This is a genomic window from Niallia laureatilytica (assembly GCF_046613985.1).
GTDB lineage: Bacteria > Bacillota > Bacilli > Bacillales > Cytobacillaceae > Niallia.
On record NZ_JBKKHP010000014.1, the window covers coordinates 34,627 to 48,106 of the forward strand.

14 protein-coding genes are annotated in these 13,480 nt (G+C 39.3%); 1 reads left to right on the forward strand and 13 read right to left on the reverse strand.

Annotation, left to right across the window (positions count from 1 at the left end; genetic code table 11):
• Positions 1-14: 14 nt before the first annotated feature.
• The 13 genes from ACLIJJ_RS23685 to ACLIJJ_RS23745 form a co-directional block, all read right to left on the reverse strand.
• Complete coding sequence (locus ACLIJJ_RS23685; RefSeq protein ID WP_411411791.1) at positions 15-1,061, reverse strand: YhgE/Pip domain-containing protein; 1,047 nt, start codon at positions 1,059-1,061, stop codon at positions 15-17.
• A 91-nt stretch (positions 1,062-1,152) separates the two neighbouring features.
• Complete coding sequence (locus ACLIJJ_RS23690; RefSeq protein ID WP_237941913.1) at positions 1,153-1,584, reverse strand: MarR family winged helix-turn-helix transcriptional regulator; 432 nt, start codon at positions 1,582-1,584, stop codon at positions 1,153-1,155.
• A gap of 392 nt (positions 1,585-1,976) precedes the next feature.
• Positions 1,977-2,699 carry a DsbA family oxidoreductase gene (locus ACLIJJ_RS23695; protein WP_233318509.1) on the reverse strand — a complete coding sequence of 241 codons (723 nt, stop codon included), beginning with the start codon at positions 2,697-2,699 and terminating at the stop codon, positions 1,977-1,979.
• Between the two features lie 153 nt (positions 2,700-2,852).
• Positions 2,853-3,092: a phage holin gene (locus tag ACLIJJ_RS23700; protein WP_233318507.1), complete on the reverse strand. Its 240-nt coding sequence runs from the start codon at positions 3,090-3,092 to the stop codon at positions 2,853-2,855.
• 727 nt (positions 3,093-3,819) lie between these two features.
• Positions 3,820-4,191: a ribonuclease toxin immunity protein CdiI gene (gene cdiI / locus ACLIJJ_RS23705; protein WP_251644754.1), complete on the reverse strand. Its 372-nt coding sequence runs from the start codon at positions 4,189-4,191 to the stop codon at positions 3,820-3,822.
• Between the two features lie 105 nt (positions 4,192-4,296).
• Positions 4,297-4,659: a ribonuclease toxin immunity protein CdiI gene (gene cdiI / locus ACLIJJ_RS23710; RefSeq protein ID WP_251644755.1), complete on the reverse strand. Its 363-nt coding sequence runs from the start codon at positions 4,657-4,659 to the stop codon at positions 4,297-4,299.
• 107 nt (positions 4,660-4,766) lie between these two features.
• Positions 4,767-5,138, reverse strand: a complete 372-nt coding sequence (gene cdiI / locus ACLIJJ_RS23715) for a ribonuclease toxin immunity protein CdiI (RefSeq protein ID WP_411228812.1) — start codon at positions 5,136-5,138, stop codon at positions 4,767-4,769.
• A 620-nt stretch (positions 5,139-5,758) separates the two neighbouring features.
• The gene (locus ACLIJJ_RS23720) at positions 5,759-6,952 is read right to left on the reverse strand and encodes a PDZ domain-containing protein (protein WP_411411792.1); all 1,194 of its coding nucleotides are present in this window, start codon (positions 6,950-6,952) and stop codon (positions 5,759-5,761) included.
• Between the two features lie 184 nt (positions 6,953-7,136).
• Positions 7,137-9,152: a transketolase gene (tkt, locus tag ACLIJJ_RS23725; protein WP_411411793.1), complete on the reverse strand. Its 2,016-nt coding sequence runs from the start codon at positions 9,150-9,152 to the stop codon at positions 7,137-7,139.
• Between the two features lie 27 nt (positions 9,153-9,179).
• A complete protein-coding gene (locus ACLIJJ_RS23730) occupies positions 9,180-10,046 on the reverse strand; it encodes a 6-phosphofructokinase (RefSeq protein ID WP_233318501.1) in 867 nt (288 codons plus the stop codon).
• 137 nt (positions 10,047-10,183) lie between these two features.
• Positions 10,184-10,627, reverse strand: coding sequence for a ribose 5-phosphate isomerase B (gene rpiB, locus ACLIJJ_RS23735; RefSeq protein WP_411228809.1), 444 nt, complete (start codon positions 10,625-10,627; stop codon positions 10,184-10,186).
• A gap of 240 nt (positions 10,628-10,867) precedes the next feature.
• Positions 10,868-11,707: an aldo/keto reductase gene (locus tag ACLIJJ_RS23740; RefSeq protein WP_411411794.1), complete on the reverse strand. Its 840-nt coding sequence runs from the start codon at positions 11,705-11,707 to the stop codon at positions 10,868-10,870.
• 1 nt (position 11,708) lies between these two features.
• Positions 11,709-12,908 (reverse strand): MFS transporter, encoded by a 1,200-nt coding sequence (locus ACLIJJ_RS23745; RefSeq protein WP_411411795.1) that lies wholly within the window; start codon positions 12,906-12,908, stop codon positions 11,709-11,711.
• A gap of 195 nt (positions 12,909-13,103) precedes the next feature.
• Here ACLIJJ_RS23745 and ACLIJJ_RS23750 point away from each other — a divergent pair, with 195 nt between their 5' ends.
• The gene (locus ACLIJJ_RS23750; RefSeq protein WP_233318481.1) at positions 13,104-13,466 is read left to right on the forward strand and encodes a winged helix-turn-helix transcriptional regulator; all 363 of its coding nucleotides are present in this window, start codon (positions 13,104-13,106) and stop codon (positions 13,464-13,466) included.
• Positions 13,467-13,480 lie beyond the last annotated feature (14 nt).

The following is a 13,480-nucleotide window of genomic DNA, read 5'->3' on the forward strand; positions in this document are numbered from 1 at the left end:
GATTTTCCTTTTTTTTAATGAGCTAATTGCTTTGCAGATACCGCAGAATTAACTGCTTTTTCTTTTTGTGCTGCCAGTCTGATAACCGTGATAGCAAATGTCACAATCAGTATAAGCACAAGGTTCACTGCGAATGATGATACTGAATCTCCTGTATAAATCAACTTCGTGAATCCTTGCACCCCATTAGAAGCAGGCAAGAAGGCACCGAAATGCTGGTAAAACGGTGCAAGCATATTTGCTGGAATAATATTGCCTGCTGTCATTAACTGCAATGGAACCATCGCTACATTAAAGAGCGGTCCTGCATTGCCAAATAAGCTGAAACTCATTTGTGTGAAGCTGATGCATGCTGCTGCTGTTAACACATGGAACAGCCATAACTTCCAGTATGGCGCAGCCACATCTTGAAAGCTGACCGCAAGACTGACAATGATTGTCGGAACAACGAGCGCTACGATGACCAGCAACAGCTGCCTGCTCCAGAAAATTTGCCATTTTGAGTTATGTTTTTTCATGATTTGAGAAACAAGATTAAATTGGATATTCATCGTCATTACAGCTATATAGGTGATAAAGCCAAAAATCATCGGAAGCATAGATGCTGCGAAATTATGAACCTCGTTTGTTTTCACAATATCTGCTTTAACACCGCTATGAACACCTATATTTGCACTGATTTCGGATGCTGCTTTTTCCATCATAGACACAGCTACTTGTGAGTTTGCCTCATTAACATAGAAAGTCAGTTCCCCATTGCCACTGCCCATTTCCTCTGCGAATTTGGCAGGAATAACGATAAGCATTGCATAATTGCCTTTATCAAGCTGCTCCTTCGCTTTTTCAAATCCCGAATTGGTCACAATATGGAAAGGGCTGCTTTTGGCAATTTGTTCTTCTAACGCTTTGCTTGCCGCTCCATCTTCGTTAACAATGCCAACATTAAGCTCATCCAGTCTTTCTGTTGCATGATTATATCCAGTCATCCAGACGATCATAAAGAACACAGGCACAAAAATAGCAAATACTAAACCAATTTTTGTCTGTGGAATTTTCATCATATTTTTAAAACCTTGTAAAATCTTCATTCCTACTCCCCTTTACTACTGTTCACAAAAAAAGTTGCACATGCATGTATATTCTTAAAAAAAATTACGAAAGATTATCATACATTTTATTTAATATGTGGATGAAGCTCTCAACTTCCGATTCCTTAAGACCTTTATATGTCTGGTTTTCAAGCTGCTCGAGCTCTGGCCATATTTGCGCATGCAAATCGAGACCCTTTCTCGTGATATTTAACCGGACCGCTCTCCTGTCAGACGGATCTGCAGAACGACTTACAAGCTCTTTTTTTATAAGCTTATCCAGAATCTTACCAACTGTTGTCTGGTCTCTTTCTGTCAGCTCTGCCAGCCGCTTTTGGGAAACTCCCTCCGTCTTGCTTAATTCGCTCAGCACAGAAAACTGTTCTGGTGTCAGTCCAAAGCTGCTCATCTGACGGGTAGCTGCTCTTTTAAAAGCTAAATAAGTCCTCGAAAGTATCAAGCCTAACTCTTTATTATCCATATACTTATCTGACATATCGGTATCCTTTCCACAAAAAATAGTTGCACTACTTATAATTGCACATGCATGTAATTTTAAATTAGAAGATGCTTACATGTCAATTACTTTTTTATGTAAACACAATTTAAACACTATAAAAGAAACAAAGCTGGCTGTTCTTTGGTGAGTATATTCTTCCAAGTCTTTATAGTAATTAATCGGAGTTATCAATAACCTTTAGGGCTTTTTAGGGCGAGGCATATTAGGCTCTTGAAAACTATCGGTTATCTAAAAAATAATGGTTTGAGTCCCAGAAATTCAGACTTCAAGCCACACTGTTATCTTTTACAAGCAAAGTGCATCCTTCAATAAAAAACAACGAAGGGAGCAAATATTGCTCCCTTCGTTGTTAGATAACTTTAGGTCTATTATTTTTCAGGAATTTCACAGTTATCATCTGTGCAAGCTGCTCCTGCATTTCCTCCTGAAAGGTCTTGCAGTTTAGGTGCGTTTCCTTCTTCTTCCCAAACTTGCTGAAGAGCACGTTTGAATGTTTCAGTCGGCTGTGCGCCTGAGATAGAATACTTTTGATTAATAACAAAAAACGGAACTCCAGTCACTCCCATTTGCTGTGCTAAAGCTTCATCAATTCTGACATCATTTGCATATTTTGTAGAGTCATTTAAAACAGCTAAAGTTTCTGCTTTTTCTATACCTGCAGATTGAGCAATTTCTACTAATACGTCATGGTCGCTTATCAGCTTTGATTCTGTAAAGTAAGAAGCTAACAGCTTTTCTGTCATTTCCTTTTCTTTGCCGACAGTTGCCGCAAACTTCGCCAGGCGATGAGCGTCAAATGTATTTGTTGGCTTCATATCATCAAAGTTAAATTGCAAACCGACACCAGCAGCCTGGCTGCCAATTCCTTCATTTGCTCGTTTTGCTTCCTCAATGCTCATGCCGTATTTTTTTGCCAGCGCTTCATTGATTCCTGTGCCGGAGTAAGGTTTTGCATTTGGGTCTAATTCAAAGCTTTTGAACTCAACCTCTACTTGATCTTTACCAGGAAACTGAGCAATAGCTTCCTCTAAACGGCGCTTGCCTATATAACAAAATGGACATACAAAATCTGACCATACCTCTATTTTCATTGTTTTGACCTCTTTTCATCGAGTACTTTGGAATTCCTTCCTAGTCTTTCTGTTCTATTATAAAATAATCACTTTAAATAAAAAATTAATACGCTCAAAAGAAGTCAAAACTCAATTAAACAGAAGAAGAGCACCATCACGGTGCTCTATCCTTTATTTCGCGTTCGTAAGATTACTTGCCTTCAAAACTTCCTTCTGCATTTTCCCTTTTGCAGTTACATAGTTATTCTTAAACCAAGCAATTGCAGCTGCTATAACTGTAAATGCGTTAGTCAGGTAGTTTGTCCAATCCTCACTTGTCCCAGGAATTTCGTATAAACCAAAGGAAACTAAGACTTGGTTGACCAATGCGATTGCCAACACTAATGTACGAATGAGTGTACCTCTGTCCATTACCATTCACTCCTTGTTATTAATTTTGCCATTCACCTTATAATATGTTAGCTTGTACTATTCTGGTACCGGCATTTGTATTGGGAGAAATGAGGCTTTTCCGCAAAAAAAAGATCCCTGCTATTTACAGGAATCTTTTTTACCTATGTTTATTGTAAAACACAAAATGTTCCCGGAATATTTTTAAACCTATACCTAGTCCAATAATGTTACTCATCTAGTCAATATATTCTCGTTAATTGCTTCCCATATTACATATTTTTCACAAATAAAATCCTATAAAAAAGAGCATCATTAGCTCATTTTTTTATAGGGTTTATTTTATTTTTAACCGTTCTCTTTTTAACCTGTTTTCTTCATCTTGGAGTGCACTTAAAAGATGAAATTGATCATGCATAAAAGGATTAGTTGCAATCTTCTCGCTGAAACTTTAACACGGTTATAAGCTAAATTTAAATCAATCTCATCAATTGAATCTTTTCCAGATTTTAATGCAAAAACTGTCGCTTCTACCAATATCTTTTTAATTAGCCCCCTTTAATTAGGGAATACTAGCAATATTATTTTTATTTGTCCAAAAACATTTCATTTTTTGGTGGTTTCTAACATAACTTTGCAACAAAAAAACTCGTTTAACCAAACGAGTTTTAAATATATTTAAGCAGTTTTTTAGAAATGATATTTAAGAAAAATTAAGATATTAATAATTTAAAAAACTCACTCAAGTTCATCCTTTTATTTTAAATTTCTCTTTGATCATCTGAAGGTACTCGGTTACCCATTCCCTATCTTTTGGACGTTTTTGCAGATACTCCTCACAATCTTCTAATAAGTAACGATAAAATGTCTCATAATCTAATGTAATTTCTATATCTTTTTCTACAGCAGGATAATCGAGGTAATATCTCACTCCCTCTGTCCCGAAATAATCTTCTTCCCAATCTTCATAAATACTAGCAAATACATACCAAGCGTATTCATCTCCATAACCCCACTCTATGGAATAGTGATGTAAAATATTTAAGAACCTACCGTCTCCCATAAGAAAATAATAATACTTAATTAGTTTCTTTTCTTCCATTTCTGTTAGTTCCGACATTTTAACTCCCTCCTTTTTCTATTCTCCGTTAGAGTGTCCCCTATGGTTAAGTACTTCTTACATACCTGCAATCGGATAAAAACTCGAAGGATATTCCCTCCGAGTTTATTCTTGTATGTTGTATTTTTCTTTTATCTTTTCAAGGTAGTCATTTACCTCTTTTGAATCATTAGGGTGTCTTCGCATATACAGTTCGCAATCTTCTAATAAAAATTGGTAAAACGTTTGGTAATCTAATATTACTTCAGCATCTTCGTCTACAACTGGATTGTCGATGTAATAAGCGATACCTTCTTCTCCGAAATAATCTTCTTCCCACTCTTCATAATAGTTCGCAAAAACAAATCGTGCATATTCATCTCCATATCCTTGACCTTCAGAGTATGCTCTTAGTGTCCTCAGGAATTTAGCATCACCCATATGTATATAAAAAAGGTTAACTAGCTTTCTATATTCTTGAGTATTCATTAGTACACCTTCAACCTTATTTATTGGTGAATAGGGGAAGACCTAAAGGGATCTTCTGAATATTTATGAAAAACGTGTATATATACTCGGAGGAACCCCCTACGAGTCTAGTCTTCGATATTAAATTTTCCTTTAATTTTTTGGAGATATTCCTGTACTTTCTCTCTGTCCTCTGGACGTTGCTGAAGATAATCTTCACAGTCATCTTTCAAATACTGATAAAAAGTTTGGTAATCTAGTATTATTTCCGTGTCTTCATCTGCAGCTGGAGCATCGATATAGTAGGCTATACCCTCTTCACCGAAATAATCTTCTTCCCAATCTTCGTAATAACTAGCAAAAACATATCGTGCGTATTCGTCTCCGTATCCCCACCCCTTAGAATACTGTTCTAATATGGTCAAAAATCGGCCAATCCCCATATGTGCATAATAAAATCTGATGAGTTTCCTTTTTTCCTCTTTTGTTAATTCAGTCATAATCAATAACACCTCATTCTTTATTCAATAGATGGGAAAAAGTTCTTAATATTGCCTGTCTCTTTGTCTATGTAACCAACAAACTTGATAGCAAACTAGCTCCCATTCTTTTTTAAAGAATGTCTTTTCTTCCAGACACTTTGGACAATATTTTTTTTACCTTGCTGTGTAAGCCCCTTTTTTTTAAAATAATTTAATATTATCGAAACATCAGTTTGAGTAATACTACCTAAAATTACTCGATGATATGTTAAATTAAGTAAACTCTCTTCACTGACCCCAGTTAGCCTTGAAAGTATACCAAAACTTAAGTCATTAATCTCTTATTTACATTTCCAATATTTTTATTTAAACGAGCATATCCATACAGATAAGATGTTCCATCATAGAGGTTCTTTTCACTCAATCGTGACAGAAAGCTATCAAAACTTTCTCCATTATATGGGTTACAAAAAACTATTAGTTCTTGTGGTTCTTTGTTCATATAATAATCAACCCTTAAAAAAATTTAACCGCTTATATAAATTACTAAGCGGTTATATCTCAATATTCTCTATTATTTACTTATTTTATTCCGGTTGTTTTTTACGCAATTCCGTTGAAATTTTGGGTTTAACACTTTATACTGCTTGATTGCCTTTCGCCTTTTCATCCTGAATCATCAGAATGCCAAGCTTATGATAGTCTCCTTCGTACAATGCCCTCTGAGTAAAACGAACCTCATGATTTGTATCGAGAACTTCCATTTTGCAATGAGCTGAGTTTTTTTGCAGTGCAGTGTAAAGCTGAATTTCGTCCTGCACTGGAATGCTGTTCACTTTTGTGATAATTTCACCGATTTTAAGCCCCATCTTATCTGCTGGAGAGTCAGGAACAACACCTAAAATCATGATGCCATTATTTTTTTTCGTGAAATAAAAGCCTTTATTTTTTTCCTTCGCTTTTTGACCTGCCGTAATCCATTCACGGCCGATAATAGCCACAATAACACTACCTATAGCCGCAAGAGGGAAATAATAAGCAGCTGCCGCACTTATTGCAATAAACAGCCCGAGCCAGAACACCCTTTTGCCGACTGCTCGCACTGCAACTGTAGGATGTACTGCTTGTACAGCTTGTCTGAATCCTAGCAAAAACGGCACAAGGATGATGGAGTATGTTTGATCACCAACAGTAAAGACCGGCCATCCTTCAACAGGAATAGACAGCACTCCTTCCGGGAGAAACAGAAACAATGGCACAAGCCAAGCTCTTTCTGACAAATGGATGCCGATTGCTTGTCCCCTGCTGCTTTTTGTCAGGCGAGGTGATGTTCCTTTGCTGCCATTCTTCTGAATCAGCAAGCCCTCTGCTGCAAGCAGCAAGCCTAACACCACAACAGCAGTTGGAAAGATATATGTATCTCCGCCAATTACGCTCTCAGAAAAGAGGAAGAAATCCCATCCCATATACAGAGAAGCGATGCTTGCCAATATTCCAAGACCAACAGTATACACGGGAGAAAGCAAACGTGTCTTCCAAATTAAGCTTAGAAGCAGAGTGAAGATGCCTGTATAGATAACCATTTCCATCGGCACTACGAGAACTAATCCAATCGATATTATCGATAGGCACAATCCTATAATAACGCCAACAGGCAGAAGCTGTTTCAGCTCAAAATAAGCATTCAATGCCCTGATGGTGAAATCCTTTCGCTCCTTCTTCACCCTTGAGACACCTAAATAGGCTGCTAACAAAAAGGAAAGATAAAACAAAGGATGAAGAAATAGTTTTCCAAACCCCTTTAATAATTCAATTAGCCAATCTTGCCACATGAAGAGTCCCACCTTTTTTTAAAACTAGTTGAAATTACTATATGCACAAGAACGTGATATTCCTCATAATATAAATCTATTATATTCTACTAGCAAACTAATAGAAAGCCCAGGAGAGATAATTTCATATAAGAATAATCAAAACCAATAAATAAAGCCTGCCAGAAACGGCAGGCTTCTATTGTTATTTCGCAGCTTCTATAGCTGCTTTCATTTTCGCCTTCACATTCTCTACTGTGAAGCCGTATTCTTGGAAAAGCTTATCAGCTGGAGCAGATGCACCGAAATGATCGATTGTAATATGCTCTCCTTTAGCACCGATATACTCTCTCCATCCTAATGAAGCACCTGCTTCGATTGCTACACGAGCTTGAATGCTGTCTGGAAGCACGCTGTCTTTATAGCTTTGAGACTGCTTTTCGAACAAGTCCCAGCTTGGCATGCTGACAACACCTACAGAAATTCCGTCTGCTTCAAGTTCTGCTTGTGCTTGAATGGCTAGAGACACTTCAGATCCGCTCGCAAGCAGCAAACCTTGCGTCTCCCCTGTTGCGGCAGAAACGGTATAAGCTCCTTTACTTACGCCATTAAATGCCTCAGCCTTAGTTAAATCCAATGTAGGCAAGTTTTGGCGAGTCAGCACTAATGCAGTTGGAGTATCCTTGCTTTCCAAGGCAATTTGCCATGCGGCTGCTGTTTCCTTAGCATCAGCAGGACGAATGACAGACAGACCTGGCATTGCACGCAAGGAAGCAAGCTGCTCAACCGGCTCATGCGTTGGTCCGTCTTCACCGACAGCAATACTGTCATGTGTGAAAACATATGTGACAGGAAGCTTCATTAATGCTGCAAGACGGATAGCAGGACGCAGATAGTCAGAGAAAACAAAGAATGTCGCTCCAAACACCTTCACACCGCCATGCAATGCCATACCATTAATAGCTGCACCCATCGCAAATTCACGTACGCCAAACCAAATATTTTTAGCTGCATAGCCATCCAGACCAAAGTTCTTTTCATGACCGATCAGCGTTTTATTAGAGCCTGCCAAGTCAGCTGAACCGCCGATGAATGCTGGAATTGCTTTTGCCGCTGCTTGAATGCTCTTTCCAGAAGAATCTCTTGTTGCCATTGCGCTTCCAGCTTCGAAATCAGGCAAGCTTTCTTGAAGATTCGCTGGCACTTCCCCTTTAATTGCTGTTTCCAGCTGAGTTGCAAGCTCCGGATATTCCGCTTTATAAGCTTCATACATTTTATTCCACTCATTTTCCTTTGTCTGACCTTCAGCAGCTAAACCTGCATAGTGCTCAGCAACCTCAGTAGGCACATGGAATGCTTCTTCATATTCCCAGCTGTAAGCTTGCTTTGCAAGCAATGTTTCGTCAGCTCCAAGCGGTGCACCGTGGGAAGCTGATTTACCGCCTTTATTCGGCGAACCGTAGCCAATAACTGTCTTAACTTCAATCAATGTCGGCACATCTGATTTCTTCGCTTGTGCAATAGCTGCTTGAATTGCCGCGCTATCATTGCCATCCTCAACACGAAGAACCTCCCAGCCATATGCTTCAAAACGCTTTTGCACACTTTCTGAGAAGGAAAGATGAAGATCACCGTCAAGAGAAATATCATTGGAATCATATAGAACAACCAATCTTCCAAGCTTTAGATGTGCTGCAAGGGATGCTGCTTCTGCTGAAACTCCCTCCATTAAATCACCGTCGCCGCAGATGCTGTATGTATAATGATCAACAACTTGATAGTCGCCTTTATTGTATGTCTCAGCAAGATGTCTCTCTGCCATTGCCATACCTACTGCCATCGCAATCCCTTGTCCAAGCGGACCTGTTGTTGCTTCCACTCCAGGAGTGTGGCCGAATTCTGGATGTCCAGGTGTTTTGCTTCCCCATTGACGGAAGTTCTTCAAGTCGTCGATGCTCACTCCGTAGTTGAACAGGTGAAGCAGGCTGTATAACAGCATAGAGCCATGTCCTGCAGATAAGACGAAGCGGTCACGGTTAAACCATTCAGGATTGGCAGGGTTATGATTCATTTCCTTTGCCCAAAGCGCATACGCCATCGGTGCTGCACCCATCGGCATTCCTGGGTGGCCAGAGTTGGATTTCTCGATGGCATCAATGGAAAGTGTTCTAATAGTATTGACCGCCATTTGTTCAATATTTGTCTTCGTCAATTCGCTCATCTATACCAGTCCTTTATCAGGTTTTTATTATTTCTTTATAAATGCAATTTCGTCCGTTTGTACAGCCAATTGGCCTGTTTCTTGCTTTTGCTCTAACCAAGAAAGAATCCCGCCTGTCAGTCTGTTAGCTAAAATTCGGTCAGCTGCTGTCGGGTTTGTCCCCATACAAAGTGCCTCATCGATTTCCGTATATTTAAAATCTACTTTCAGATGGTCAACAACTTGTTCTATTGCTGAAGCATGTGCAGCAGCACTATATACAAGGACAGAAGAAGTGTTCCATTCTGTAAAGCTTGCTTCGATGCGTTCCTTTAGTGCGTCCATTTCATCTGCTCCAAATTCAGGAGCAAAGAAATGCCCGTCTCCTGCACTCGAAATGTCCTCCAGCATTTTAATGGAGGGGCTTCCATCTATAGAAAAACCGAATAACCGCGGATTGTCATATTTCAAGGAGTTAATTGTATCCTTCACTCTAAGAATATTATCGACGATGCTGTTCACCGCTGTATCATAACCAAGCGTGGTTTCAGAACCTTCTATATCATTAAAAATTGACACCGGAACAAATAAAGAGCGTACGGAAGAATGGTCAGCCAAATAGCTTGTCCATTTTTCTTTCGCCTCTGCATTTCCAATGACAACAGCAGTATCTACTGCAGAAAAAATTTCTTCCCATTTATCATCTTCAGGATATGCAGACATCATAAGCATTGAATCGCTCAAGTAAGGAGAGTCGCTGTTTATGTTAAGCTCCTTATATCTTGCTGTTCCCGTTCCCTTTTCTATCTCCATTCCAACCAATTCGTGCTTAGGAGTTAAATGAAGCTGCAACTTATACACTATTTGTTTGACCCCTGCAGGCAAACTCCCAAAGACAATTACTCCAACTTTCAAAGCATTTTACCCCCTAATTAATTGCATGCGTTTTTAATTTCATATAATGGTATTATATAGGATTATGAGAGCAATGGAAAAAAACTTGTCTTTTTAGGGGATTTTTTCTGGCAGATTTTTCAGAGTTATCCCTTAAATTATAGCCCTGCCTCCAGTTCACCGATAGCATTGACCCTTTGGGCATGCCTGCCTCCTAAAAACTCAGCATTCAGCCATGTTTCTACTATCGTCAACGCTAATCCTTCACCGGTTACACGCTCGCCAAGACAGAGAACATTGCTGTCATTATGCTCTCTTGTCGCTTTTGCTGTGAATACATCTCCTACTGCAGCAGCACGAATACCTTTGATTTTATTAGCGGCAATGCTCATCCCAATTCCTGTACCGCAACAGAGAATTCCTAAATCAACTTCTTTACAATTAATAGCATCTCCTACTGTTTTCGCATAACCAGGAAAATCAACACTATCTGTGCTCGTGCAGCCAAAATCGAGAACTGTCACACCACTACCCTCCAAGTAGGCCTTAACAGCCTCCTTTAAATGAAAGCCGCCATGGTCGCTTGCGATCGCCAGCTTCATTCACCTATCCCCTTTCCAACTGATTATCTTTTTCTATGGTAAACTTAATGACACGTACATTCTACCATATATTCGTACGTACATGTATAGGTAAATTGGTGAATTAACTTAAAAGTTATCCTTACAACCTTTGTTGGTCTGTACATGATAAGAATAGATGGTGATATTAAATTTAAAGCCTTTTACCACTAGCTAATCAATAAAGGCCTGCTCCCATAGTGGAAGCAGACCTTTTTCGTATTAAAAATCAAAATTATCTGGATCTGGACCTACTCGCAGATTTTCGTTCAACTCAGTGATTTGCTCCATTTCTTTATCAGTCAATATGAAGTCAAACACATCAGCATTTTCAATAATTCGATGCTCTTTAATAGATTTAGGGATTGTGATAATCCCATTTTGCAAGTCCCAACGGATGATAACTTGTGCTACAGATTTATTGTACTTTGCCCCAATGCTTTTTAACAGCTCATGATCCAGGAGCTGTCCTTGCATTAATGGCGACCATGCTTCCACTTGGATACCGTGAAGTTGGCAGAAGGCTCTTACTTGTGTTTGTGTAAGTTTTGGATGGAACTCGACTTGATTAATCATCGGCATTATTTCTGCGTCCTTCATTAAATCTTCAAGATGGTGAACCTGAAAGTTGCTGACACCGATTGCCTTAACTTTTTTATTCTTATAAAGAGTTTCTAGCGCTCTCCATGCTTCCTTGTACTTTCCAGCCTTTGGCCAATGAATTAAATATAAATCCAAGTAATCAAGACCTAACTTCTCTAAGCTAGCCTCAAATGCGGCCAATGTTTTTTCATACCCAAGGTCATCATTCCAGACTTTCGATGTAATGAAGAGATCTTCCCGGCTAATTCCAGCAAGCTCGATTCCCTCCTTGATTCCTTGGCCGACACCTGCTTCATTTTGGTAAATAGCTGCTGTATCAATACTGCGGTACCCGTTTTTAATCGCGGCACGAACAGATTCTACAACGGTTGCTCCATCCTCAACTTGAAATACTCCTAATCCGAGCCATGGCATTTTTACTCCATTTGCTAATGCGACTGTATCTTGTAAATGTTTCATATTATTTACCCCATTCCTTTTTATTTGCTTTTTTCTCTAACACTAAGCTCCAGCCAGTCAGCAGTACTGCGGCTGCTACCATTACTCCGCCGACCCAAGCTGTATGAATTAAACCTAATGAGTTAGTAACAACTCCACCTAAATAAGAACCAATCGCGATACCTGCATTGAAGGCAGCGATATTAATAGCAGAGGCGACATCAACTGCTCCAGGCACATACCGCTCTGCAAGCATCACAACATAAACTTGCAGTCCAGGCACATTCATAAACGCCAACAGACCCATTAATATAATCATCGCAAGGCCTGCACCTTTATACGGCAAGGCAAAGATAAGCAAAAATAGGATGATAGCTTGTGCTATAAACATGTAAAACAGAGCTGTGAGCGGCTTTTTATTAGAAAGCCTGCCTCCAATCATATTCCCTGCTGCGATGGCCATTCCATATAAAAGCAGGATGCCTGCAACTGTGCTTTCCTTGAAACCAGTGATTTCATGAAGAAGCGGTGAAAGATACGTAAAGACAACAAATGTCCCCCCGTAGCCTAATGCTGTGATAATGAACAAAAGCAGCAATCTGCTCTTAGTCACTAACGAAAGCTGATCTTTAAACGTAGAAGGCTTGGCCTTTGAAAGATTCTTCGGGACAAGAATGCTATTGGCAATAAATGCGATAATACCAACAAGCACTATTGCAACAAATGCTAATCGCCAGCCGAATTGCTGGCCGATAAATGTTCCAATTGGCACACCAGTTATGGTTGCTACTGTTAGTCCTGTGAACATAATTGAAATAGCACTTGCTCTTTTATCCTTGCTGACAAGATCTGCTGCAATCGTTGAGCCGATTGACATGAAGATACCATGTGATAATGCAGAGATTATTCTTGCTATTAACAAGACAGTAAGGCTGCTCGCTGCTGCAGCAATGCTGTTACCAATAATAAATACGATCATAATCCATAATAATAATGTTTTTCTGGAAACTCTTGAGGTGATGGACGTCAAAACTGGCGCACCGATTGTAACACCAAGAGCGTAAATGGATACTGTCAATCCTGCTGCAGTAATGCTGACATTCAAGTCTGCTGAAATTAAAGGCAGAAGACCGACACTAATAAATTCTGTTGTACCAATTGCGAAAGCACTGACTGCCAATGCAAGCAAGGCATACACGCTTCCATTCTTACGATTACTCATATGTCCTCCTTCTTGATGCTTGATATATAATGATCCACTAGTGGAATGAATTTTTATCAGCTTGCTTTTCGGCCGGCAAATGTTATTATGAATCATATAGATATCTTTGAAAAGTACGTACTTTTTTGTGATATAGGCACCGCAAAGTACTATAGGTACTTTTTAGTGCCTATAATATCATCTGGAGGTTACAGCATGGAAAAGAAGAAATACAATATTTCTGTTGAGGCAACCCTTGAGGTAATCGGCGGCAAGTGGAAATGTGTAATCCTATGCCATCTTACACATGGTAAAAAACGGACAAGCGAACTAAAGCGATTAATGCCTAATATTACCCAAAAAATGTTAACACAACAGCTTCGTGAATTAGAAGAGGACGGCATTATTAACCGAATCATTTATCAGCAAATTCCACCTAAGGTAGAATACGAGCTGAGTGAATATGGTCAAAGCCTGCAAAGTATTCTTGATGCACTATGTAATTGGGGAGAAAGGCATATTACGAAGGTCTATGGCGATAAAACACTCGTGCTGGAGGACAGCATTTTAAATAAGTAAACAACACGAAAAAG

Excerpts from the sequence above, each read along its gene's own strand:
- cdiI (WP_251644755.1), bottom strand. The coding sequence starts at position 4,659 with ATGAATACTCAAGAATATAGAAAGCTAGTTAACCTTTTTTATATACAT.
- ACLIJJ_RS23750 (WP_233318481.1), top strand. The coding sequence starts at position 13,104 with ATGGAAAAGAAGAAATACAATATTTCTGTTGAGGCAACCCTTGAGGTA.
- ACLIJJ_RS23695 (WP_233318509.1), bottom strand. The coding sequence starts at position 2,699 with ATGAAAATAGAGGTATGGTCAGATTTTGTATGTCCATTTTGTTATATA.
- cdiI (WP_251644754.1), bottom strand. The coding sequence starts at position 4,191 with ATGTCGGAACTAACAGAAATGGAAGAAAAGAAACTAATTAAGTATTAT.
- cdiI (WP_411228812.1), bottom strand. The coding sequence starts at position 5,138 with ATGACTGAATTAACAAAAGAGGAAAAAAGGAAACTCATCAGATTTTAT.
- ACLIJJ_RS23685 (WP_411411791.1), bottom strand. The coding sequence starts at position 1,061 with ATGATGAAAATTCCACAGACAAAAATTGGTTTAGTATTTGCTATTTTT.
- ACLIJJ_RS23700 (WP_233318507.1), bottom strand. The coding sequence starts at position 3,092 with ATGGACAGAGGTACACTCATTCGTACATTAGTGTTGGCAATCGCATTG.
- ACLIJJ_RS23745 (WP_411411795.1), bottom strand. The coding sequence starts at position 12,908 with ATGAGTAATCGTAAGAATGGAAGCGTGTATGCCTTGCTTGCATTGGCA.
- ACLIJJ_RS23740 (WP_411411794.1), bottom strand. The coding sequence starts at position 11,707 with ATGAAACATTTACAAGATACAGTCGCATTAGCAAATGGAGTAAAAATG.
- ACLIJJ_RS23690 (WP_237941913.1), bottom strand. The coding sequence starts at position 1,584 with ATGTCAGATAAGTATATGGATAATAAAGAGTTAGGCTTGATACTTTCG.
- rpiB (WP_411228809.1), bottom strand. The coding sequence starts at position 10,627 with ATGAAGCTGGCGATCGCAAGCGACCATGGCGGCTTTCATTTAAAGGAG.
- tkt (WP_411411793.1), bottom strand. The coding sequence starts at position 9,152 with ATGAGCGAATTGACGAAGACAAATATTGAACAAATGGCGGTCAATACT.
- ACLIJJ_RS23720 (WP_411411792.1), bottom strand. The coding sequence starts at position 6,952 with ATGTGGCAAGATTGGCTAATTGAATTATTAAAGGGGTTTGGAAAACTA.